Genomic DNA, 21189 nt, shown 5'->3' with positions numbered 1-21189 from the left:
CGTATCGAAAATCTTGAAATGCCCGTCAGTGCAAAGGGATGATGGGAAGAAGGAAGGGGCCGGTCGGCAATCTGGCAGCGGTACGAGGAGGCCACTTTGCGCCAGCGCCGGCCGGCCGACCCCACGGAACCCAGGAGATGCGGCGGACCTGAGCATCATGGGGTATAGCTAAGGGACAGCTGGAATCCAGCCTCGTATCGCCACCCCTTAAATTCCCAAGGCGACACTCGCTTAAGATACCTTGGAAATCAATAGTTTCTTAACCAAAGCCAAGAAATCACTGCGAACAAGGTAAATTTATGGCCTTGCCGATATCGCCATGCGCCTATGCCGCCTTGGCAACGACGCGGTTGCGACCGCCGGACTTGGCCTCGTAGAGCGCTACGTCCGCACGCTTCATCAGTGCCTCGACGCCATCGCCATAGGGTTTGAGCGAGGAGACGCCGACGCTCACCGTGACTTCGATGGCCGTTCCGTCTCCCGCCACCACGAAAGGAGCGCTGGCAATCTCGGCGCGGATGCGTTCCGCGACCTTTTCCGCGATATGCGCCTCGGTGTCCGGCATGACGACCGCGAACTCCTCGCCGCCATAGCGGCAGGCAAGGTCGATGCCGCGCACGTTCTTCCTCAGCCGGCCGGCGAATTCGCGCAGGACACGATCGCCGCCGTCATGGCCCCATTTGTCGTTGACGGCTTTGAAATGGTCGATGTCCGTCATCATAACGGACAGGGGCCGGCGGCGTGCCACCGAACGGTCGAACAGCGTCTGGAGGTGGCTGTCGAGGTAGCGGCGGTTGTGCAGGCCGGTCAGCCCGTCGATCACGGCCATCTCCATCGTCTCCGTGACGCTCGCGCGGAGCTGGTCGTTGTAGCGCTTGCGGCGGGCCTGAGTCTTCAGCCGCGCCGTCAGTTCCTGCTGCTCGATCGGTCGGACGAGATAGTCGTTGATACCGAGTTCGAGGCCGCGCAGGATGCGGTCCTCCTCGCCTTCATTGGCGATCAGCACGATCGGCAGGAAGCGGGTACGGTCAAGCGAGCGGAGTTGCGAGCAGAGTCTGAGCGGATCGAAATCCCGGAAGCCGGTCGCCACGACGACGCAATCATAGTCTCCCTCCGCCGCGTCGAAGAAACCCTTGTGCGGATCGGCAACCGCGTCGATCGCGAAGGCCGACCCGAGCATGTTCGTCAGACGCTCGACCGAAACCGGCTTCTCGTCCACAAGCAGTATCTTGGGCTGGTCGGCATCGGCCTGCTTGCGGCTGAGCATCTCCTCGATGCCTATATTGCGCGTGGTAGAGGCGCGCAGCCGCAACTCGTCGGTCAGTGTCTTAAGCCTGACGAGGCTCTTCACGCGCGTCATCAGTTGCAGATCGTTGACGGGCTTGGTCAGGAAATCGTCGGCGCCCGCCTCCAGACCGCGAATGCGATCGGCCACCTGGTCGAGTGCGGTCACCATGACGACCGGGATGTGCGCGGTCGCCGGATCGAGCTTCAGCCGGCGGCACACCTCGAACCCGTCCATACCCGGCATCATGATGTCGAGCAGCACCACGTCGATCTTGCCGGCCTCGCAGATTTCGATCGCGTCGGCGCCGTTCGAGGCGGTCAGCACCTCGAAATATTCCGCCAGCAGCCGGACCTCCAGAAGCTTCACATTGGCCGGGATGTCGTCGACTACAAGGATGCGGGCGGTCATGTCAGAAGCCTTTCGGGGCTATGCGTCGCCTAGATAGGACTTGATCGTCTCGATGAACCTCGTCACCGAGATCGGTTTCGAGATATAGGCTTCACAACCCCCTTGGCGGATGCGCTCCTCGTCACCCTTCATGGCGAAGGCGGTGACGGCAATAACGGGAATGACGCGAAGGTCTTCGTCTTCCTTGAGCCATTTGATCACCTCCAGCCCGGAAACCTCCGGCAACTGGATGTCCATCAAGATGAGGTCCGGCTTGTGGGCGCGGGCGAGGTCGAGCGCCTCCAGCCCGTTTCGCGTGCGCACGGTCTCGTAGCCGCTGGCTTCGATCAGGTCGCGAAAGAGCTTCATATTGAGCTCATTGTCTTCGACGATCATCACCTTCTTCGGCATTCTTCCCGTCCCGATGCGGCCCTGCGGATGGCGTACGATGAAAGCACGCTATCCAGCCAAGCCGATTCCCTTCGTTTTTCCTAACTCAATTTGATTGACGAAAGGCAAACCGTTGTCCCGAAATGCAAAGTTTGGTCCGGTCGTTCTCTCGATGTATAGAGCCTCCGCTATACCTTCCATCCTCGCTGCCTAAGGAAAGCGCATTCATGCTACGAGCCGGACATTCCAGCGAAGAAGCCGAAACGATAGCCATATCGGCGCTCGGCTTCATCGCGGGCGACGCGGAACTGCTTCCGCGCTTTCTCGCCATTACCGGCATCGAGGCGTCATCGATCAGGGAGGCGGCGCGGGAGCCCGGCTTTCTCGCAGGTGTGCTCGATTTCCTGCTTGCCCACGAGCCGAGCCTGATGCGGTTTGCTACCGAGACAGGCGCCGAGCCCGCCTCAATTGCCGAAGCACGGCGGATGCTGGCGAACGGCAACGACCGCTTTGAAGCTTCCACATGAGCGATGATCCCGAAACCGTGCGGCAGATTGCCGAATTGGCGCTCGACGACCGGCCGCTTCTGGTGCTCGACGTTGACGATGTCGTGCTCGAATTCATCCGGCCGCTTCCGCGCTATCTGGCTTCGCAAGGGCTCGAACTGAGGCTGGAGACGTTCCACATCCATGGCAATGTCTTCGACGCGACTACGAATGAGCCGGCGGCTGCCGAACGCGTTTCCGCAGCGATCGACGCCTTCTTCGCGGTACAGGCGGACTGGCAGGAAATGGCGGAAGGCGCGGCCGAAGCACTCGCTTCCTTCGGGGGCCGCGCCGAGATCGTCCTTCTGACGATGATGCCGCATCGGCATCGGGCGGCTCGGCGCACCCATCTCGACCGGCTCGGTCTGCCCTACCCCCTACTCACGACAGAGATGCCGAAAGGACCGGCGATTGCCATGCTTCGCGGAGAAAAGAAGCGTCCGGTCGCCTTTGTCGATGATCTGCCCCGCAATCTCTTGTCGGCAAGGGAGAGCGTGTCGGATGCATCGCTCTTTCACCTGATGGCCGACAACTCGATCCGCGCCCTGCTCCCACCTTTCGATCCGGAAGGAATCACGACGGTAACGGACTGGAAAGACGCGCGACGGAAGATCGCCCAGGCGTTGGGCGTTTGATCGCCGAGATCCGGAGATCGTCAATTGGGTCCGCCCTTCTCTCCAGCCTTCTGATTCTCATGAAAAGCGAGCCGCACAAGCGGCCGGCCTGCCTTGCGCTCCGCTATTCTCTGGAAACCAGCCTTCTCGAACACCCGCGTCGAACCGACGAACAGGCCCAGTGAGCGGGAGTTCTTCGACTGATCCATCGGGCATGCTTCCAGATAGCGCGCACCTGCCTCCCTGGCATGATCGATCCCGGCCGAGACCAGCGCATGGGTGAGCCCCTTGCCGCGCGCACCGGAGCGGATAAAGAAGCAGGATATCGCCCAAATCGACGGATCGCTTTCTTCTCCTGCCTCGAATGGCGCCGAGGCGCGGCCCCCATTGTTCCATTGCGGTATGTCGGGGCGTGGCCCGACCTGCATCCAGCCGACCGCCTTTCCCTCGTCAAAGGCGAGGATGCCAGGCGGCGGCCCTTCCTCCACACGCCGGTGCATATGGTCCTTGTTGCGCTCGCGATTGTTTTCCCGCCGCACGGCGGGCGGCAGCCTGAAGGCCGTGCACCAGCAACCGTAGCACGCGCCCTGTTTGCCGAAGAGGTCTTCGAAATCCGCCCAGCGCTCAGGTGTCAGCAGTTCCGTGGAGATCGCCATCGACCCATCTCTCTCGCGATGCTCTTGTGATATGAAACAAGCTTGGCAAGCTAAATTGTTCTCTTTATGTTCGCAAGCTCCGCGCCTCCTGTCAACGATCCCGGTCACGGCTTCTGCCGTGATTGCCTGACCGTGCAGCGGCAGGCAGCGCGGCGCTGCGAAAGCTGCGGCAGCCCCCGGCTCATCGAGCATCCGGAACTTTACCGACTGAGCCTCGCCCATATCGATTGCGACGCCTTCTATGCAGCGGTCGAAAAGCGCGACAATCCGGAACTGAAGGACAGGCCGGTCATCATCGGCGGTGGCAAGCGCGGCGTTGTCTCGACGGCCTGCTACATAGCCCGCATCCATGGCGTCCGCTCGGCGATGCCGATGTTCAAGGCGCTCGCCGCCTGCCCAGAAGCGGTCGTCATTAAGCCGGATATGGAAAAATATGTGCGTGTCGGGCGCGAGGTGCGCGCCATGATGAGCGAGCTTACCCCGCTGGTCGAACCGCTATCGATCGATGAAGCTTTCCTCGACCTCGCCGGCACGGAGCGCTTGCACGGTCTACCGCCTGCACTCGTGCTCGGCCGTTTCGCGCTGAGGGTGGAAAAGGAACTCGGTATCACCGTTTCCGTCGGCCTCTCCTACTGTAAATTCCTGGCAAAGGTGGCCTCCGATTACCGCAAGCCGCGCGGCTTCGCGGTGATCGGCGAGACGGAAGCGCTCGGCTTCCTCGCCGTCCAGCCAGTCACGCTGATCTGGGGCGTGGGCAAGGCATTCGCCGCCACGCTGGAGAAGGACGGCATCCGCACCATCGGCCAGCTCCAGCGCATGGAGCGCGGCGAGTTGATGAAGCGCTACGGCACGATGGGGGACCGGCTCTATCATCTCTCGCGCGGCCAGGACGCGAGGCGTGTCCACGCCGACCGGGAAACCAAGAGCGTTTCCGCCGAAACGACGTTCGACACCGACCTCGCCTCGCTCGCCGATCTCGTTCCGATCCTGCGCATGCTGTCGGAACGCGTCTCGGCGCGGCTGAAGAAATCGGGCATTGCCGGCCGCACCGTCGTTCTGAAACTGAGAATGCAGGATTTCCACATCCTGACGCGCAACCGTCGGCTCGGCGATCCGACACGCCTCGCCGATCGCATATTCCAGACGGGACTGGACCTCCTGAAGAAGGAGGCGGACGGGACGCGCTACAGGCTGATCGGCATCGGCGTCAGCGACCTGACTGGCGAGGAAAAGGCCGACCCCCCGGACTTGGTCGATGTGCAGGCGAGGAAACGCGCGATGGCCGAAGGCGCAATCGATCGGCTGCGCGACAAATTCGGGAAGGCCGCCGTCGAAACGGGCTATACGTTCGGCCGGCATCGACCGCGCCCAAGCAAGCCGGAATCAGACGCCTAGCGGCTACTTTCGGCCAGCGATCCGGGATCAGTCCTCGAGGTCGGCTGGCGGCGGCGTGTTATCGTTCTGATCGAAGGACGGGGAAACCTCGTCGCCCGCCTTCGGCGCCTGCTTCTCGGCCGGTTGCGGGTTCTTCTTCGCGGCAGCAGCCGCCTTCGCCGCTTCCTCCGCCGCCTTGTCGCCCTTCGGGATGGGCACATCCGAGGTCAGCTTGCAGTCCTTCAGCCACACGTCATAGATCGGGTGCTCGACGGCATTGAGGCCGGGGCTCTGCGCGAACATCCAGCCGGTGAAGATACGCCTGATTTTGCGGTCGAGCGTGATCTCGTCGACCTCGACGAAGGAATCCGTCTTGGGTTCCTCCGTGTCCGGCGCCGAATAGCAGACACGCGGCGTCACCTGCAGCGCGCCGAACTGCACCGTCTCGCCGATATAGGCATCGAAAGTCATGATCCGGCCGGTGATCTTGTCTATGCCGGCGAACTCGGCGACCGGATTCTTGATGCGCTCGGCGTGTGCCGCACCCGCCAGTCCGAGCGCAAGCAACACGCTTCCCGCGAGCGAGATCCTCTGATGGCACGTGGGACGTATCATGAGTAACCGAAGCTGGAATTTGCCCGCGACGCCCAAATCGAAACCCCGCGCCGCCGCCGCGCGAGACGCATCCGGGTAACCCGCAATTGTGGCGAGAAAATACCGCCTTGTGAAAACGCGCCGCGCAAATCGCCTCAGCCGCCGGGCGTCCAGGCGTCGTAGTCGCCGTCGACGCGCGGCCGGTGACGGTTGCCAAGCACCGAGCCCCTGGGGCGATAAGCCGCCGGCGTGCCGGTAAGGTTCGGCCGATGCGGCTTTTGCCACTCGCGCGGCTTGTAATCCTCCTCGGAAGGCGGCGTGTCCACTCTGTGGTGGATCCAGCCATGCCAGCCTGGCGGAATGTCGGAGGCTTCCGAATAACCCTTATAGATCACCCACCGGCGCGTGCGGCCTTCCGAATCGGTTCCGCCCTCATAGTAGACGTTGCCTTGCGCGTCCTCGCCGACACGCTGGCCAGCCCGCCAGGTATGAAGCCGAGTGCCGAGCGTCTGCCCGTTCCACCAAGTGAAAAACTGCGTCAGGAATTCTTTCATGAACGACCTCGGTGCATGCCGCCTTATGACCTTCGCCCGCGGGGAACGCAAGAGCCCGTGGAGCGGACGGACAGATACACCGCACATCCGGACAATGGCGGCTTCCCCTATCGGTTATCCGGCCACGGCAGCGTTCATGTTTTCCACATGCGCCGGCAAATCTTCCGGTCGTTCCGCGATGCGGTCGGCACCCGCGCCTTCCAGTTCGGCGCGGTCGCCATAGCCCCAAAGGACGCCGATGGACGCGACCTTATTGGCGTTGGCCCCCACGATGTCGTGCAGGCGGTCGCCAATCATGATCGCGGTGGCCGGCTCGACCGCCTCCTGCCGGATGATGTGGCGGATCAGGTCCGTCTTTTCCGAGTTTCGCCCATCGAGTTCGGACCCGTGGACCGCATCGAAATGGCGGGCAAGATCAAAATGATCGAGGATATCGAGCGTATAGCTGCGCGGCTTGGAGGTGGCCACGATCAGGCGATAACCGGTATCCGCAAGCGTTTCGAGTGTTTGCGGGATGCCGTCGATGACACGATTCTCGAACTTGCCGACCGCGATGTAGCGTTCGCGATAGAGCAGGATTGCCCGGCCGATGGCATTGGCATCCTCGGTCTCGAGCAGAGCCTTGAATGCTTCGGTGAGCGGTGGGCCGATGCACCAGCGCAGATCGTCGGCGGCTGGCGCGATCCTGCCCAGCTTTTCCAATGCATACTGGATCGAGCGCGTGATGCCCTCGAACGGATCGGTCATCGTGCCGTCGAGATCGAAAAGGACTGCGGGGCGGTTGTCTCGCAGCATCTACGCGAACTCCATGATGACGGCATCGACCGCGAGGCTGTCGCCCTGCTTGACGTTGATCTTCGTCACCGTCAAGTCGCGCTCGGCACGAAGCACGTTCTCCATCTTCATCGCCTCGACGATTGCCAGCGTCTCTCCCGCCTTGATCTCCTGACCCTCCTTGACCGTGACCGAGACAACAAGGCCCGGCATCGGACAGAGAAGCAGCCTGGAGGTGTCCGGGGGAACCTTCACCGGCATCAGCTGGTCCAGTTCAGCGGTCTTCGGCAGCATGGCGCGCGCGGTCACCGAAAGGCCACGCCAGGCGATACGGATGCCGTTCAAGATGCTCTGGACCTGCGCCGTGACCTTCCGGCCGCCGACCCCTCCATGCCAGACGATATCGCCCGGTCGCCAATCCGAAGCGACCGTCACCGGCTGCGCGCCGCCGATGGCAAGCTCTATCTCCAGCGGAACGGCAATGTGCCCACCGGCCACGTTAACCGGCACATAATCATTGCCGATCCGCACCGACCAGTCGCTTTTCACTCGGCCCGAATGCGGCGCCAGCCTGCCGGGCAGTCGATCGAGGCGATCGCGGCGGATGAGTTCGATCGCGACCGCGATTGCGGCCAGTATGCCTTTTTCGTCCTCTTCGGGCTCGCGCGGATGGAAGCCGTCCGGATATTCCTCGGCGATGAAGCCGGTCGAAAGCCGGCCCTCGCGCCAGCGCGGATGCTGCATGAGCGCTGAGAGGAACGGGATGTTGTGCTCGATGCCGTTGACGACGAAACTGTCGAGCGCCTCCGACATGGCGTCGATGGCTTCCAGCCGGCTCGGCGCCCAGGTGCAGAGCTTGGCGATCATCGGATCGTAGAACATCGAGATTTCCGATCCTTCCGTGACGCCGGTGTCGTTGCGGACGATGCGGTCGCCTTCGCGGCCCTCGGCGGGCGGGCGATAATGCGTCAGACGGCCGATCGAGGGCAGGAAATTGCGATACGGATCCTCCGCATAAATCCGGCTTTCGACCGCCCAGCCATTCAGCTTTATGTCGCCCTGCTCGAGCGCCAGTTTCTCGCCGTCGGCGACACGGATCATCAATTCGACGATATCAACGCCAGTGACGAGTTCCGTTACAGGGTGCTCGACCTGAAGGCGCGTGTTCATCTCGAGGAAGTAGAAATTACGGTCCTTGTCGACGATGAACTCGACCGTGCCGGCACTCTGGTAATCGACGGCCTTCGCCAGCGCCACCGCCTGCTCGCCCATGGCAGCGCGCGTCTTTGCATCCAGAAACGGTGACGGCGCCTCTTCCACGACCTTCTGGTTGCGCCGCTGGATGGAGCATTCGCGCTCGCCGAGGTAAAGGGCGTTGCCGTGTGCGTCGGCCAGCACCTGGATCTCTATATGGCGCGGCTCGACCACGAATTTCTCGATGAAGACGCGGTCGTCGCCGAAGGAGCTTTTCGCTTCCGATTTCGCCCGTTCGAAGCCCTCGCGCACCTCCGCCTTCGACCAGGCGATGCGCATACCCTTGCCGCCGCCACCGGCGGACGCCTTGATCATCACCGGATAGCCGATCTCGCCCGAGATCTTCTCGGCATGATCGGCATCCTCGATTACCCCAAGATAGCCGGGAACGGTGCTGACCTTTGCGGCGGCGGCGAATTTCTTCGATTCGATCTTGTCGCCCATAGCGCGGATCGCCTTGGGCTTCGGACCGATGAAGACGATGCCCTCCTTTTCGAGCGCCTCGCAGAAGGAGGCGCGCTCGGAAAGAAACCCGTAGCCCGGATGAACGGCCTCGGCACCGGTCGCCTTGCAGGCCTCGATGATACGTTCGGCGACGAGGTAACTTTCGGCTGCGGGTGCCGGGCCGATATGCACCGCCTCGTCGGCCATCTCGACATGCAGCGCCTTGCGGTCCGCATCCGAATAGACGGCAACGGTGGCAATGCCCATCTTGCGCGCTGTCTTGATGACGCGGCATGCGATCTCGCCGCGATTGGCGATCAATATCTTGCTGAACATGCGGGAAGCGTTCCTCCGGACAACGATCCCGTATTACGGGCTCTATGCGAAAGGCTCAATCCGCCAAATGACGAAGGACCGCCGTGCGTCGGTCGAAACAAGCAAGCAAGGATTGCAGGCAGCGACGCGCGGGCGCAAAACATGCGCCTGGCCGGAGCGAAAGGATGCGCATTCATGTGGCTGAAAAGGCCGTTCGGCCGACACATTCCCTTTTATATCGCGGCGGCTGCGGGTCTTACGGCATTCTGCGCATCGCTGGTATTTTCCGCCCCGCTTGCGTCCACCTTCGGAGCAACCGTCTTTTTCGCGGTCTATATCGTGCTGGTGGTGCGCGATATGCCCCTCTTCACGGCCGATTATCTACGACGGAACGCTCGCAAGACCGATCTGCCGGTGCAGATCATCTTCATCGTCACGCTCGCCGTTATTTGCGTCGCGATATTCGGTCTTTTCGAGGTCGTCTACGACAGCCCGGACCCACGGCCGTTGCGGCTTGCCTTCTCGCTGGCAGCCATCCCGCTAGGCTGGTTCACCATCCATCTGATGGCCGCGCTGCACTACGCGCATCTGTACTGGTGGCCAGGCGACCGGAAAGACAGCACCAAGGACAAGAAGAGCGAGCCCCGTGGCGGACTCGACTTTCCCGGCGACGCGCCGCCCGGCGGATGGGATTTCCTCTATTTCTCGACCGTCATAGGCATGACGGCTCAAACGGCCGATACGGGCATCAGTTCAACCGCCATGCGCCGCGCGGTGCTGCTGCACGGTGTCGTCTCCTTCTTTTTCAACACGGTGATCGTCGCGGCGGCGGTCAACGTAGCCGTGTCGCTCGGTCAGTGAGCCGCGTCCGCCGTCTTGTTCCTGCCGTCAAATGATGCTCTCATAACGCGAAGGGGCGGACAAACACTCAGGAGAGGTCATGAGTATTTTCGACAGCATCAAGAACGCCATCTTCGGCAAGGCCGAAGCAGCGGAAGCCCCTGCCGGCACGACGCCGACGGCTTCTTCTCCGACCGCTCCATCCGCGCCCGCTTCGACGCCTGCCGGCGCCGCGCCGTCGTCGCCGGTGGATGTCGCCGCCGTCATGGAAGCCGCGGTCAAGGCCAAGGGCCAGAAGCTCAATTGGCGTACCTCCATCGTGGATACGATGAAGGCGCTCGACCTCGACAGCAGCTTTTCGGCCCGCAAGGAACTCGCCAAGGAGTTCGGCTATACAGGCGACACGGGCGATTCAGCGACCATGAACATCTGGCTCCATAAGGCGCTGATGAAGAAGCTTGCCGAGAACGGCGGCAAGGTCCCCGCGGACCTGATGCACTGACAGCCAGACGCGCTCCATACGCCGGCGCCCCGACAGGGATGCGCCGGCGGCAGGCAATATTTCCGTGACCAAGCCACCCAGCATCCTCGTCGACGCCGACGCATGTCCGGTCAAGGACGAAATCGTGAAAGTGGCGGAACGGCATGGCCTCTTTGTCACCTTTGTCGCCAATTCGGGCCTGCGGCCTTCGCGCGATCCCATGATCCGCAACGTCATCGTTTCGGCAGGCTTCGACGCCGCCGACAACTGGATTGCCGAAAACGCCGGGCCGAACGACATCGTGGTCACCGCCGACATTCCGCTTGCGGCACGCGTGCTGGAGCGCGGTGCCCTCGCGGTCGGCCCGACCGGCAGGATATTCACCGTCGAGACAATCGGCGCCGCACTAGGCATACGCGAACTCAACCGGCATCTGCGCGAGACTGGCGAATCGAAAGGCTATAACGCCGCCTTCGGCCAGCGCGACCGCTCTTCCTTCCTGCAGGCGCTCGACCGCCTGGTCCGGCAGGCGCTGCGGGGGGCTGGCTGAGAACCGTACGTAGCCCAACGGCTACTCCTCTCACGCACCCCTCAAAAAGATTTCATGCTAGATTGAAACACGAAGCTCGCAGGCTCCGTTACTACTCGTACCCAACGTCGACTCGACGACGTGAACAGGACGAACGGCCATGGAGGGCCGCTTCCATGACGAACGAAACAGAATTGCCGACCGGTTTCGGAGCATCCGGCAACTCTACCCCTGAAACCGCGGTCGATCCTGTGGCGCCAGCCAGGCCCCTCGTCTATCGGCAATCCGCGTGGACGCGCGTCACCCATTGGCTGTGGGCGCTAAGCCTGTTCTTCCTGCTTCTTTCCGGCCTGCAGATATTCAATGCACGACCCGACCTCTATATCGGGCAGCAATCCGGCTTCGGCTTCGACAATGCGATCCTGAGCTTCAGCGCCGCCAATACGGTACAGGGCCCGAAAGGCTACACGACGCTCTTCGGCAAGACGGTCGACACGACCGGCGTCCTCGGGCTCTCCGGCAGCGGCGAGGACCTTGCGGCCCGCGCCTTCCCGGCCTGGGTGACGATCCCCTCCTACCAGGACCTCGCGACCGGGCGCGTCATCCACTTTTTCTTTGCCTGGGTGCTGGCGGCGACGCTGCTGATCTGGCTCGTTTCGAGCCTCATCAATGGGCACGTCAAGCGCGATCTCCTGCCGCGCGGCGCGGATATCAGGCGGCTTCCAAGGGATATCGCCGATCATCTCCGCTTCCGCTTTCACCATGCACGCGACTACAACGTCCTGCAGAAGCTCTCCTACGCCGGCGTGCTCTTCATCCTGCTGCCGCTGATGATCCTGACGGGACTGACCATGTCGCCCGCAATGGATACGGCTTTCCCCTTCCTGCTCGACATCTTCGGCGGCCGACAGACGGCGCGCACCATCCATTTCATCGGCATGACGTTGCTGGTCCTCTTTTTCATCGCCCATGTCCTGATGGTGCTGGCGGCAGGACCGTTCAACGAACTGCGATCCATCGTTACCGGCTGGTACCGCGCCGACCCGCCGGCGAAACCGATGCCGGAGCCGGGAGAATAGAGATGGCTAAATTCATGCTCTCCCGCCGCAAATTTCTTACTTCGGCTACAATCGCGAGCTCTGGGCTGATGCTGTCCGGCTGCGATGTCTTCGACGCGCTCGGCGATCGCGACAATGCCGTGCGCAACTTCATCGAAGGCGCCAACGACCTCACCTACAAGGCGCAGCGTCTTCTGGTAGGCCGCGAGGCGCTGGCGCGCGAATATCCCAAAAGCGAGATCCGCCAGCCGCAACGGCCGAACGGCAGCACCGATCCGGACGATCCCCAATACCGTTCGCTGGCGGCCTCCAATTTCGCCGACTACCGTTTCGCGATCGGCGGGCTGGTCGAAAAGCCCCTCTCTTTCTCGCTCGACGAACTTCGCAATATGCCGAGCCGCACGCAGATCACGCGGCACGACTGCGTCGAGGGCTGGAGTTGCATCGCCGAATGGACCGGCGTTCCGCTCGCCCACCTGCTCGACCAGGCGAAGGTGAAGCCCGAGGCGCGCTATGTCGTCTTCAAATGCCTCGATACGATCGAGGAGACGCTCTCCGGCGGCATCAAATATTACGAATCGATCGACATGATCGACGCCCGTCACCCGCAGACGATCATGGCCTACGGTCTGAACGGCAAGCCGCTGCCGGTTGCGAACGGCGCGCCGCTGCGCTGCCGCGTCGAGCGCCAGCTCGGCTACAAGATGGCGAAATACGTGAAGTCGATCGAACTGACCGACAGCCTTGCCCATTTCGGCGACGGCAAGGGCGGCTATTGGGAAGACAACGGCTACGACTGGTATGCCGGGATTTGAAAAGGCTTCATGTCTCAAAATCGCCAAGAGCGCCTAGCGGCCAAAATTTTCTTTCCGATTTGCGGCGATTTTGCATCAAAATAGCTTCTATTTTGGGAAAATTTGACCGAAACCCAAGGATAATCTCTGTAAGATAATGAAAGCATCTCGCCTGTTGCTTCCGGTCTGATTGGTATTCGGCGCGCATATATTTTCAAGGCATGTTAAATTATTGAAACACAATTCACAAATAATCACTGCGGCTTGCCATAAGCCGTCCTTTTGTGTGACTTTTTCAAGCTAGGCTTGGGTGGGCGGTCGACAAGCACCGTACGCGGTGAACCGACAGGAATATCAGGCCTTTATGACCAAGGCCTTCGAGAGGCTGGGCGCCGACAATGACGGCTCGGTCGAGCAGAAACCGCCGATATCCTCAACGCCGATCAGTTCTCGGCAGCCGATGCGAACGGAAACGGCAACCCCAACTTCAATAAGCACGGCCGCTGATACGCCTTGAATCGAGGAAAGGAAGGATAGTCATGTCCGAATTCCATGGCACGGCGCGGCAACAGGCCAAGATAGTTGTTATCTGCGTCATGGGCTTGGGAATGACGCTGACGGGCGCTCTTGCCGCGAGTAACGCTTGTGATGGCGTGAAGGTCGAGATGACCACGGTGCGCAAGCAGGAATATGCGGCTCTTGTCGCGGCAGCGCTGGAAAACAAGGTCAAACCGGCACAGGTGAAATTTGAAGCGATCCTGGAGAGCGGCGACTGGAGCGCCGCCTATGCCTCCACGCCCGCTGCCGACGACGGAATGATGTTCTTCCAGAAAGTCAACGGAAAGAAGAAGTTCCGCGACGTGTGGGGCGGCTATGCCGAGCCGTCGGAAAAGCCCGGCCTGATTGCCTGGGCCAAGAAACTCGGAGTACCCGCCAATCTGGCAACGTGTTTTGCTCGGACGGTTACGGAATGAGGCTGATGATCGCCGAAGATATGCGGCTTCGCGGCAACCTCGATACCGGCACGACGTGAACCCCACCGCCAACAGGCAGGATCTAAATGGAGGATAATCGATGAAAATCGGGATACTGACTGCAGCAATGATTCTGGCCATGCCGACCCTTGCCTTTGCCAAGGACAAATGTGCCGATGCCCAGGATCAGGCAACCATGAACCAGTGCGCCGATGCTTCGTTCAAGCAATCCGACAAAAAACTTAACGACCTTTACAAACAGGTCCAAGGGCGCCTGAAGGACGACGCGGATACCAAGAAGCTTTTCATTCAAGCTCAGCGCAATTGGGTCAAATTTCGCGACGCGGAGTGCAGTTTCCAGACTGCAGAGGCGGCGGGAGGAAGCGTTATGCCAATGCTTGTTTCAATGTGCATGGACGGCCTGACCAAATCCCGCATCAAGGACTTACAAGGCTACCTCAATTGTCAGGAAGGCGATCAGAACTGCCCGGTTCCGGCCGCGAACTGATGCAGCCGCCACCGCCTCCGACCAGTCCGTGCGGAACCACACCTGTGCCGAACCAGCAATGATCCGTCCCCTTAGCCGGCAATGATCTTGTCCGGATTAGAAATCCAATCCGAGGGGCCAATTCGGCCACAGAGGTTGTCTCTCGCGGCGTGGTCGTTATATTGGTGGACCATGTCGTAAAAGCGACATGGAACGACCCCATACAATCCGGAACGATGCGGGAGACCCCGATACGATGAATATTTACGAACAGAAGCCGGACATGGACACGATGGGCGGCCGGCTTTCCCGCGCCCGCGAAGCCGCCGGCCTGACGGCAAAGGATCTCGCCTGGCGCCTCGGCGTGAAGATCGCGACCGTGAACGCCTGGGAGCGCGACCGCTCGCAGCCGGCGACGCATCGGCTGAATATGCTTTCCGGCCTGCTCAGCGTTTCGATATCGTGGCTGCTCCACGGCGTCGGGACTTCACCCGTCGAACCGGTGGAGCGCGTAAGCGCCGAGAAAGTCGCCGGCCAGTTGGAGAAACTGACCTCGCTGCACGAGGAGACCGGCGAGTTGATCGGACGGATAAGCAAGGAACTGGGCAATCTCGGCCGGATCAACAAATCGCTTCTGGAAGAGCTGACGGCGGGGGAGTGACATTCCCGTTGCCGTGAGGTAAGCATTGGCCCGTCGGGAGCTTCGGCTCCAACCGTTTGCGGGAGAGAGTCGCCTCGTGCGGCCGCCGAAGGGGAAATCGCCCGAAATCTCTCAGGCAAAAGAACCGTTGACGGGAAAGACGCTCTGGAAAGTCGGGGGAAACCCTGCGCCGAAGGTGTAAGCGCCGCCGACAGAGTTCCGGGGCGCGAGTCTCTCAGGCTTCAGACAGAGGGGCACGGAATGGCCGCGAGAGCGGCTGGTCGTGCTTTTCTGGAGAAGCCATGAGCGGCAACGAGCAAGCTACCAAAATTCTTCCATTGCAGGATCTGCATAAGGCCGCCGGCGCGCGTTTCGGCGCCTTTGCCGGCTGGTCCATGCCGATCAGCTATCCGGCGGGCGTCATGAAGGAGCACCTTCATACACGCGCCCATGCCGGGCTTTTCGACATCTCGCACATGCGGCTCTTCGAAGTGAGCGGCCCCGATGCCGCCGCCTTCCTCGGCCGGGCCTGCCCACTCGATGCCAACGCCCTCGATAACGGCCAGTCCAAATATACGCTGCTGCTCGATGAGCATGCCGGCATCCTCGACGATCTGATCGTCACGCGGCTCGGCTCGCATCGCTTCATGGTCGTCGCCAATGCCGGCAACGCGGCAGCCGACGAGAAGCATTTGAAGGCCGTAGCGAAGGATTTCGACTGCAAAGTCGAGCCATTGGAACGTGTCTTTCTAGCGCTACAAGGACAGGACGCGAAAGCGGTGCTCGTCGCCGCGGGGATCGACGCGGCGCATCTGAGCTTCATGCACGGTTTCGAGCCCCGGCCTGGCTGGTTCCTGACGCGATCCGGCTATACGGGCGAGGACGGTTTCGAGATCGCCGTACCGGTGAAGGACGGCGCAGCGCTCGCCGAGAACCTGCTCGCCGATGAGCGTGTCCAATGGGTTGGCCTCGCCGCGCGCGACAGCCTGCGGCTCGAAGCCGGTCTTTGCCTGCACGGGCAGGACATCGATCCTTCCACCGACCCCGTCTCCGCCGCGCTGATGTGGGCGATCTCGAAACCGGTACGGGAAAAAGGCGCCTTCATCGGAGCCGAGGCGCTGGCGAAAAAGGGAGCGCAAGGTGCTTCCGAGAAACGCGTCGGGCTGAAGCCGGAAGGACGCCAACCGGTACGCGACGGTGTCGAACTCTTCACCGAAAACGGCGAGCGCATCGGGCGCGTCACCTCAGGCGGCTTTGGTCCGAGCGCCGAAGCGCCGGTCGCCATGGGTTATGTCGCGACCGAACTCGCCAAGCCGGGCATCCGCCTTTTCGCCGACGTGCGCGGCAACAGGCTGCCAATCAACGTGCATACCCTTCCTTTCGTCCCTCACCGCTATCGCAAAGGATAATCCTCTATGGCGAGCACCTATTTCACCGAAGACCATGAATGGATCAGCGTCGAGAACGGCGTGGCGACAATCGGCATCACCGATTACGCACAGGAACAGCTCGGCGACATCGTCTTCGTCGAACTGCCGGAAAAAGGCCGCAAGCTCGCCAAGGGCGAGGCCGCCGTCGTGGTGGAATCGGTGAAGGCCGCTTCCGACGTCTATGCCCCCGTCGACGGGGAGATCGCGGACGTCAACGACAAGCTTTCGAGCGAGCCGGCGCTGGTCAATTCAGCGGCCACCGGCGATGGCTGGCTATGGAAGATGAAGCTGTCGAACGAAGGCCAGTTGTCGGGCCTGATGGACGAAGCCGCCTACAAGAAACTGATCGGCTGAATATCCGGCACAAATCTCAGGCAGGATCGCAACATGATTTCTCTCGCATCTCCCTTCGCCGCCCGCCATATCGGATCAAGCGCACAGGACCAGCGCGCCATGCTGGCGGCGCTCGGAATCCCCTCCGTTGAAACGCTGATCACGCAGGCAGTGCCGAAATCGATTCGCCTCGACCGCTCGCTCGACCTGCCGGCCGCCGCTAGCGAAGCGGAAGCCCTCGGCGAGCTTTCAGCGATAATGGGCAAAAACAAGGTGCTGAAGAGCTTCATCGGCCAAGGCTATCATGGCACTTTCGTCCCACCGGTGATCCAGCGCAACCTGTTCGAGAATCCGGCCTGGTATACTGCCTACACGCCCTATCAGGCCGAGATCAGCCAGGGGCGGCTCGAGATGCTCTTCCATTTCCAGACGCTGATCACCGAACTGACCGGGTTGCCGATCGCTTCGGCCTCGCTGCTCGACGAGGCGACGGCGGTGGCCGAGGCCGTCGGAATGGCGTATCGGCACCACCGCGAGAAGCGGACGCGCGTGGTACTCGCCGGCGCGCTGCATCCGCAAGCTCTCGATGTCGCGAAGACACGCGCCGATCCGCTCGGCATGACAATCGCGGAGGGCAAAGTGGACGGCGAGGCGGCGGCGCTGATCGTGCCGTGGCCCGACACGTTCGGCGTCTATCGCGACCATTCGGCCGCCATCCGCAAGGCAAAGGAAGTGGACGCGCTGGTGATCTTCGTCGCCGACCCGCTGGCTCTGACGCTCAGCGAGCCGCCCGCTTCTCTTGGCGCCGACATTGCGGTCGGCTCCATGCAGCGCTTCGGCGTGCCCATTGGTTTTGGCGGCCCGCACGCCGCCTATTGCGCGGTGGCCGACCGGCTGACCCGATTGATGCCCGGCCGTCTTGTCGGCCAGTCCGTCGACAGCAAGGGGCGGCCCGGCTATCGCCTCGCGCTGCAGACGCGCGAACAGCACATCCGCCGCGAGAAGGCGACCTCGAACATCTGCACGGCACAGGCCCTGCTCGCCAACATGGCCGCCGCCTATGCCATCTGGCATGGACCGGAAGGCTTACAGGCGATCGCTGAGCGCATTCACGCACTGGCCTGCCGGCTTGCCGAAGGGCTGGAAGCAGCGAAGGTCACGGTCGTCGGAGCAAGCCGCTTCGACACCGTCCTGGTCCGCGCCACAGGCAAGGCGCGTGAGATCGCCAGGGCGGCCGAGAAGGGCGAGGTGCTGTTTCGCGTCATCAGTGACGACGATCTCGGCATCACTTTCGATGAGTGTTCTACCGAGGCTGATCTCACAGCGATTGCGGAATTGTTCGGTGCGAAGGTTGCTGAGAGCGCGAAGTCCACCCTGCCCGGCAAGCCGCGTGGAAAAAATTTCCTGACGCAGCCGGTCTTCCACGAGAACCGCTCCGAGACGGAAATGATGCGTTTCCTGCGCCGGCTCTCGGACAAGGATCTGGCACTCGACCGCGCCATGATCCCGCTCGGGTCCTGCACGATGAAGCTGAATGCGGCTGCCGAGATGATGCCGGTAAGCTGGCCGTCGGTCGCGAACCTCCATCCCTTCACGCCGGTTCGGCACACGCGCGGCTATCGCCAGATGATCGGTCAACTCGAGGGCTGGCTTGCCGAGATCACCGGCTTTGCAGCGGTTTCATTGCAGCCCAACGCCGGCAGCCAGGGCGAATATGCCGGCCTGCTCGCCATCCGCCGCTATCATCTCGCGCGCGGCGAGAAGCATCGCGATGTCTGCCTGATCCCCTCTTCCGCGCACGGCACCAACCCGGCTAGCGCGCATATGGCGGGCATGCGCGTCGTCGTCGTCGCCTGCACGGAAAACGGCGACATCGATCTCGACGATCTGAAGGCCAAGGCGACGCAATATGGGGAAAACCTCGCAGCGTTGATGTTCACCTATCCCTCGACACATGGCGTGTTCGAGGAAGGCGCGCGCGACATTTGTTCAGTCGTGCATGAGCATGGTGGCCAAGTCTATTTCGACGGCGCAAATCTGAACGCCATGGTCGGACTGGCGCGACCGGGCGACATCGGCGCCGACGTTTGCCACATGAACCTCCACAAGACCTTCTGCATCCCGCATGGCGGCGGCGGCCCAGGCATTGGGCCGATCGGCGTGGCGAAGCATCTGAAACGCTTCCTGCCGGGACATGAAGCGCTCGGCTCTTCGCACGCTGTGGCCGCGGCACCCTTCGGCAGCGCTTCGATCCTGCCGATCACCTGGATGTATATCCGCATGATGGGCGCTACCGGACTAAAGCAGGCGACGGAAAACGCCATCCTGTCGGCCAACTATGTGGCGGAGCGGTTGAGGGCGCATTATCCAGTGCTCTATGCCGGCCGCAACGGACGCGTGGCACATGAATGCATCCTGGACACACGGGTGCTGAAGGACAGCGCGGGCATCACAGTGGAAGATGTCGCCAAGCGGCTGATAGACTACGGTTTTCACGCGCCGACGATGTCATGGCCGGTGGCCGGCACGCTGATGGTCGAGCCGACCGAATCGGAGCCGAAACGCGAACTCGACCGGTTCTGCGACGCCATGATCGCCATCGCTGGCGAGGCCGGCAAGGTGGCAAGAGGCGAATGGTCGAAGGAAGACAATCCGTTGGTCAACGCACCGCATGCGGCGGCGGATACGTTCGCTGACGAATGGACGCATCCCTATTCGCGTACGACCGCTGCGTTCCCCGACACGAATGCGGATCCCGCCACGAAATACTGGCCGCCAGTGTCGCGCATAGACAACGTGGCCGGGGACCGCAACCTCGTCTGCTCCTGCCCGCCAATGGAGGCGCTGGCGAGCTGAGCCAGGAGACCGTCAGCTCTTATTCAACAGGGCGATATTCGCCGCCACCAGCTTATCGCCCGGAAGGCTCTGCTCGGCTTCCATCAGGAGCCTGCGGGCTTTCGCCTTGTCGCCGCGCAGAAGCTGGGAATAGCCCATATTATTGACGATGCGCGGGCGCCGGCCGGCAATCTTCAGAAGTTGGCCGTAGGCGCGGTCGGCGAAGTCGAAGCGGCCGAGTTCGTCATAGCAGGCGGCGAGCCCCATCCATGCCTCGGCACTGTCCGGACGCAACTCCACGGCCTGGCGGAAGTGCTTCTCCGCCAACCCGTAATTGCCGTCGCGGAATTGCGACTTGCCCTGCGCCAGATCATCCGCGCTGACATCCCTGGCCGGCGGCGTGATCGAGATCGTCGACAACGCGTCGACTGGATTGGTGGTGCAACCCGATGCCGTGAACGCAGCACCCAAAAAACCGCACACGACGAATATGCTTGCCCGCATTGCCCCAGCCCTGCCCTGCCGGCCCGTTTTCCGGGCGCTTGTTTGATGTGAATACTTTAGAACAAGGTAATTAAGCTTCGGTGCCGAGTCGGGAGCAAATTGCGAGAGGCCTTCAACTCCTTGTTAAGGAAGAGGAGCGGCCCGGGCTCAGTGTTTCATCGAAGTCAGTTGCACGATGATCGGGATGATGGCGATCATCAGCACGACCGGCAGGATGCAGACCGTTACCGGCACCGACATCTTCGCCGGCAGGGCGTGCGCCTTTTCCTCGGCCAGCGACATGCGCTTGTGACGCATCTCATCGGAAAAGACCCTGAGCGCGCCAGACAGGCTGGTGCCGAGTTCTTTCGACTGCTGGAGGAGCGTCGCGAAAGAGCGCACCTCGTCGAGGCTCAGCCGGTCCGACAGCGCCTTCAGCGCGTCGTCGAGGCTGCGGCCGGCCCTCAGTTCCAGCGAGACCAGTTGCAGGTTTTCCGCCAGAGACGGGTAGGTAAGCTGCAATTCCTTCGACACACGCTCGATACCGGCTTCCATGCTCATGCCTGCGTCCGAGCAGACGATCATCAGGTCCATGAAATCGGGAAAGCCATTGCGGTATTCCCGCATCTTGGTCTTGACCTTCTGTGCGAGAACCAGCCCTGGCAGGAAGTAGCCGAGGATGCCCGCCATGCCGACGAACATCCAACGGTTAAGGCGCGAGGCATCGGAGCTGAACGCCATGACGAGGAGAAGCGCCAGCGCGACGCAACCGGCGAGCGCCAGGAAACGTACCAGGAAGAACATCCCGACAGCGCGAGGGTTCATGTAACCCGCCTGGATCAGGCGGAGACGCAGTCGGGCCACATTCTCGGGATCGGTTCTGGCGTAGAATTCCTGCGCCGTGCGCGCGGCTTTCTCGCGCACGACATTTTCCTTGCGCGGTCGTTCCGCCGACTTCTCTTCTCCCTCGGACTGCAAATCCAGGCGTAGCCTGCGTTTCAGATCGTTTCGCTCCTGCCGTCCGGCGACGAGAGGCCAGGCGAGCGCCGCCCCGCCTGCCAGAAGCAGGATGAGCGCTACCGGGAGCATGCCGCCGAATGGGGAAAAGGCGTCCAT

The 21189-nt window shown here is 61.9% G+C and carries 23 protein-coding genes and 1 riboswitch; of the genes, 14 read left to right on the top strand and 9 right to left on the bottom strand.

Annotation, left to right across the window (positions count from 1 at the left end):
- Nucleotides 1-325 precede the first annotated feature (325 nt).
- Both RBH77_RS13885 and RBH77_RS13880 read right to left on the bottom strand, forming a co-directional pair.
- Entirely contained in the window at nt 326-1696 is a 1371-nt protein-coding gene (locus tag RBH77_RS13885; protein WP_311028193.1) for a PleD family two-component system response regulator, read from the bottom strand.
- A gap of 18 nt (nt 1697-1714) precedes the next feature.
- Nucleotides 1715-2086, bottom strand: a complete 372-nt coding sequence (locus RBH77_RS13880) for a response regulator (protein ID WP_311028192.1) — start codon at nt 2084-2086, stop codon at nt 1715-1717.
- A gap of 206 nt (nt 2087-2292) precedes the next feature.
- On the opposite strand from RBH77_RS13880, the gene RBH77_RS13875 reads away from it, so the two are divergent.
- Nucleotides 2293-2592: a DUF3572 domain-containing protein gene (locus RBH77_RS13875; protein ID WP_311028191.1), complete on the top strand. Its 300-nt coding sequence runs from the start codon at nt 2293-2295 to the stop codon at nt 2590-2592.
- Nucleotides 2589-3245: a hypothetical protein gene (locus RBH77_RS13870; RefSeq protein ID WP_311028190.1), complete on the top strand. Its 657-nt coding sequence runs from the start codon at nt 2589-2591 to the stop codon at nt 3243-3245. Before RBH77_RS13875 ends, RBH77_RS13870 begins: the two co-directional genes overlap by 4 nt.
- Before the next feature lie 20 nt (nt 3246-3265).
- On the opposite strand, the gene RBH77_RS13865 is transcribed toward RBH77_RS13870, so the two are convergent.
- Nucleotides 3266-3880: a GNAT family N-acetyltransferase gene (locus RBH77_RS13865; protein ID WP_311028189.1), complete on the bottom strand. Its 615-nt coding sequence runs from the start codon at nt 3878-3880 to the stop codon at nt 3266-3268.
- A 66-nt stretch (nt 3881-3946) separates the two neighbouring features.
- On the opposite strand from RBH77_RS13865, the gene RBH77_RS13860 reads away from it, so the two are divergent.
- A complete protein-coding gene (locus RBH77_RS13860) occupies nt 3947-5275 on the top strand; it encodes a DNA polymerase IV (RefSeq protein ID WP_311028188.1) in 1329 nt (442 codons plus the stop codon).
- 27 nt (nt 5276-5302) lie between these two features.
- Here RBH77_RS13860 and RBH77_RS13855 read toward each other — a convergent pair whose 3' ends face one another.
- The 4 genes from RBH77_RS13855 to RBH77_RS13840 form a co-directional block, all read right to left on the bottom strand.
- Nucleotides 5303-5869, bottom strand: a complete 567-nt coding sequence (locus RBH77_RS13855; protein WP_311028187.1) for a DUF2155 domain-containing protein — start codon at nt 5867-5869, stop codon at nt 5303-5305.
- Between the two features lie 134 nt (nt 5870-6003).
- Complete coding sequence (locus tag RBH77_RS13850; RefSeq protein ID WP_311028186.1) at nt 6004-6402, bottom strand: NADH:ubiquinone oxidoreductase subunit NDUFA12; 399 nt, start codon at nt 6400-6402, stop codon at nt 6004-6006.
- A gap of 114 nt (nt 6403-6516) precedes the next feature.
- The gene (locus tag RBH77_RS13845; protein WP_311028185.1) at nt 6517-7197 is read right to left on the bottom strand and encodes an HAD hydrolase-like protein; all 681 of its coding nucleotides are present in this window, start codon (nt 7195-7197) and stop codon (nt 6517-6519) included.
- Nucleotides 7198-9210 carry an acetyl-CoA carboxylase biotin carboxylase subunit gene (locus tag RBH77_RS13840; RefSeq protein WP_311028184.1) on the bottom strand — a complete coding sequence of 671 codons (2013 nt, stop codon included), beginning with the start codon at nt 9208-9210 and terminating at the stop codon, nt 7198-7200.
- Between the two features lie 174 nt (nt 9211-9384).
- On the opposite strand from RBH77_RS13840, the gene RBH77_RS13835 reads away from it, so the two are divergent.
- The 11 genes from RBH77_RS13835 (at nt 9385) to gcvP (ending at nt 19611) form a co-directional block, all read left to right on the top strand.
- The gene (locus RBH77_RS13835) at nt 9385-10050 is read left to right on the top strand and encodes a DUF1345 domain-containing protein (RefSeq protein WP_311028183.1); all 666 of its coding nucleotides are present in this window, start codon (nt 9385-9387) and stop codon (nt 10048-10050) included.
- Nucleotides 10051-10129: 79 nt separating this feature from the next.
- A complete protein-coding gene (locus RBH77_RS13830; RefSeq protein WP_311028182.1) occupies nt 10130-10531 on the top strand; it encodes a DUF3597 domain-containing protein in 402 nt (133 codons plus the stop codon).
- Nucleotides 10532-10595: 64 nt separating this feature from the next.
- Entirely contained in the window at nt 10596-11060 is a 465-nt protein-coding gene (locus RBH77_RS13825) for a YaiI/YqxD family protein (protein ID WP_311028181.1), read from the top strand.
- Nucleotides 11061-11215: 155 nt separating this feature from the next.
- A complete protein-coding gene (locus RBH77_RS13820; protein WP_311028180.1) occupies nt 11216-12118 on the top strand; it encodes a cytochrome b/b6 domain-containing protein in 903 nt (300 codons plus the stop codon).
- A 2-nt stretch (nt 12119-12120) separates the two neighbouring features.
- Nucleotides 12121-12912 (top strand): molybdopterin-binding protein, encoded by a 792-nt coding sequence (locus RBH77_RS13815; protein WP_311028179.1) that lies wholly within the window; start codon nt 12121-12123, stop codon nt 12910-12912.
- Nucleotides 12913-13499: 587 nt separating this feature from the next.
- Nucleotides 13500-13865, top strand: a complete 366-nt coding sequence (locus RBH77_RS13810; RefSeq protein ID WP_311028178.1) for a hypothetical protein — start codon at nt 13500-13502, stop codon at nt 13863-13865.
- Nucleotides 13866-13965: 100 nt separating this feature from the next.
- Nucleotides 13966-14373: a lysozyme inhibitor LprI family protein gene (locus tag RBH77_RS13805; RefSeq protein ID WP_311028177.1), complete on the top strand. Its 408-nt coding sequence runs from the start codon at nt 13966-13968 to the stop codon at nt 14371-14373.
- A gap of 235 nt (nt 14374-14608) precedes the next feature.
- Nucleotides 14609-15013: a helix-turn-helix domain-containing protein gene (locus RBH77_RS13800; RefSeq protein WP_311028176.1), complete on the top strand. Its 405-nt coding sequence runs from the start codon at nt 14609-14611 to the stop codon at nt 15011-15013.
- Between the two features lie 49 nt (nt 15014-15062).
- Nucleotides 15063-15150: riboswitch (glycine riboswitch) on the top strand.
- 144 nt (nt 15151-15294) lie between these two features.
- Nucleotides 15295-16401, top strand: coding sequence for a glycine cleavage system aminomethyltransferase GcvT (gene gcvT, locus RBH77_RS13795; protein ID WP_311028175.1), 1107 nt, complete (start codon nt 15295-15297; stop codon nt 16399-16401).
- 6 nt (nt 16402-16407) lie between these two features.
- Nucleotides 16408-16776 carry a glycine cleavage system protein GcvH gene (gcvH, locus tag RBH77_RS13790; RefSeq protein ID WP_311028174.1) on the top strand — a complete coding sequence of 123 codons (369 nt, stop codon included), beginning with the start codon at nt 16408-16410 and terminating at the stop codon, nt 16774-16776.
- A gap of 33 nt (nt 16777-16809) precedes the next feature.
- Nucleotides 16810-19611: an aminomethyl-transferring glycine dehydrogenase gene (gcvP, locus tag RBH77_RS13785; RefSeq protein WP_311028173.1), complete on the top strand. Its 2802-nt coding sequence runs from the start codon at nt 16810-16812 to the stop codon at nt 19609-19611.
- A 12-nt stretch (nt 19612-19623) separates the two neighbouring features.
- On the opposite strand, the gene RBH77_RS13780 is transcribed toward gcvP, so the two are convergent.
- Together RBH77_RS13780 and RBH77_RS13775 are read right to left on the bottom strand one after the other, a co-directional pair.
- A complete protein-coding gene (locus RBH77_RS13780) occupies nt 19624-20094 on the bottom strand; it encodes a tetratricopeptide repeat protein (protein ID WP_311028172.1) in 471 nt (156 codons plus the stop codon).
- A 147-nt stretch (nt 20095-20241) separates the two neighbouring features.
- Entirely contained in the window at nt 20242-21189 is a 948-nt protein-coding gene (locus tag RBH77_RS13775; protein WP_311028171.1) for a type II secretion system F family protein, read from the bottom strand.

The organism is Mesorhizobium koreense (genome assembly GCF_031656215.1).
Lineage (GTDB): Bacteria > Pseudomonadota > Alphaproteobacteria > Rhizobiales > Rhizobiaceae > Mesorhizobium_L > Mesorhizobium_L koreense.
The sequence above is the reverse complement of the archived record's forward strand: the minus strand, read 5'-3'. Positions and strand labels throughout refer to the sequence as shown.

What these genes read in the sequence shown, in the direction of transcription:
- RBH77_RS13885 (WP_311028193.1), bottom strand. Translation starts at nt 1,696, where the DNA reads ATGACCGCCCGCATCCTTGTAGTCGACGACATCCCGGCCAATGTGAAG.
- RBH77_RS13880 (WP_311028192.1), bottom strand. Translation starts at nt 2,086, where the DNA reads ATGCCGAAGAAGGTGATGATCGTCGAAGACAATGAGCTCAATATGAAG.
- RBH77_RS13875 (WP_311028191.1), top strand. Translation starts at nt 2,293, where the DNA reads ATGCTACGAGCCGGACATTCCAGCGAAGAAGCCGAAACGATAGCCATA.
- RBH77_RS13870 (WP_311028190.1), top strand. Translation starts at nt 2,589, where the DNA reads ATGAGCGATGATCCCGAAACCGTGCGGCAGATTGCCGAATTGGCGCTC.
- RBH77_RS13865 (WP_311028189.1), bottom strand. Translation starts at nt 3,880, where the DNA reads ATGGCGATCTCCACGGAACTGCTGACACCTGAGCGCTGGGCGGATTTC.
- RBH77_RS13860 (WP_311028188.1), top strand. Translation starts at nt 3,947, where the DNA reads ATGTTCGCAAGCTCCGCGCCTCCTGTCAACGATCCCGGTCACGGCTTC.
- RBH77_RS13855 (WP_311028187.1), bottom strand. Translation starts at nt 5,869, where the DNA reads ATGATACGTCCCACGTGCCATCAGAGGATCTCGCTCGCGGGAAGCGTG.
- RBH77_RS13850 (WP_311028186.1), bottom strand. Translation starts at nt 6,402, where the DNA reads ATGAAAGAATTCCTGACGCAGTTTTTCACTTGGTGGAACGGGCAGACG.
- RBH77_RS13845 (WP_311028185.1), bottom strand. Translation starts at nt 7,197, where the DNA reads ATGCTGCGAGACAACCGCCCCGCAGTCCTTTTCGATCTCGACGGCACG.
- RBH77_RS13840 (WP_311028184.1), bottom strand. Translation starts at nt 9,210, where the DNA reads ATGTTCAGCAAGATATTGATCGCCAATCGCGGCGAGATCGCATGCCGC.
- RBH77_RS13835 (WP_311028183.1), top strand. Translation starts at nt 9,385, where the DNA reads ATGTGGCTGAAAAGGCCGTTCGGCCGACACATTCCCTTTTATATCGCG.
- RBH77_RS13830 (WP_311028182.1), top strand. Translation starts at nt 10,130, where the DNA reads ATGAGTATTTTCGACAGCATCAAGAACGCCATCTTCGGCAAGGCCGAA.
- RBH77_RS13820 (WP_311028180.1), top strand. Translation starts at nt 11,216, where the DNA reads ATGACGAACGAAACAGAATTGCCGACCGGTTTCGGAGCATCCGGCAAC.
- RBH77_RS13815 (WP_311028179.1), top strand. Translation starts at nt 12,121, where the DNA reads ATGGCTAAATTCATGCTCTCCCGCCGCAAATTTCTTACTTCGGCTACA.
- RBH77_RS13810 (WP_311028178.1), top strand. Translation starts at nt 13,500, where the DNA reads ATGACGCTGACGGGCGCTCTTGCCGCGAGTAACGCTTGTGATGGCGTG.
- RBH77_RS13805 (WP_311028177.1), top strand. Translation starts at nt 13,966, where the DNA reads ATGAAAATCGGGATACTGACTGCAGCAATGATTCTGGCCATGCCGACC.
- RBH77_RS13800 (WP_311028176.1), top strand. Translation starts at nt 14,609, where the DNA reads ATGAATATTTACGAACAGAAGCCGGACATGGACACGATGGGCGGCCGG.
- gcvT (WP_311028175.1), top strand. Translation starts at nt 15,295, where the DNA reads ATGAGCGGCAACGAGCAAGCTACCAAAATTCTTCCATTGCAGGATCTG.
- gcvH (WP_311028174.1), top strand. Translation starts at nt 16,408, where the DNA reads ATGGCGAGCACCTATTTCACCGAAGACCATGAATGGATCAGCGTCGAG.
- gcvP (WP_311028173.1), top strand. Translation starts at nt 16,810, where the DNA reads ATGATTTCTCTCGCATCTCCCTTCGCCGCCCGCCATATCGGATCAAGC.
- RBH77_RS13780 (WP_311028172.1), bottom strand. Translation starts at nt 20,094, where the DNA reads ATGCGGGCAAGCATATTCGTCGTGTGCGGTTTTTTGGGTGCTGCGTTC.
- RBH77_RS13775 (WP_311028171.1), bottom strand. Translation starts at nt 21,189, where the DNA reads ATGGACGCCTTTTCCCCATTCGGCGGCATGCTCCCGGTAGCGCTCATC.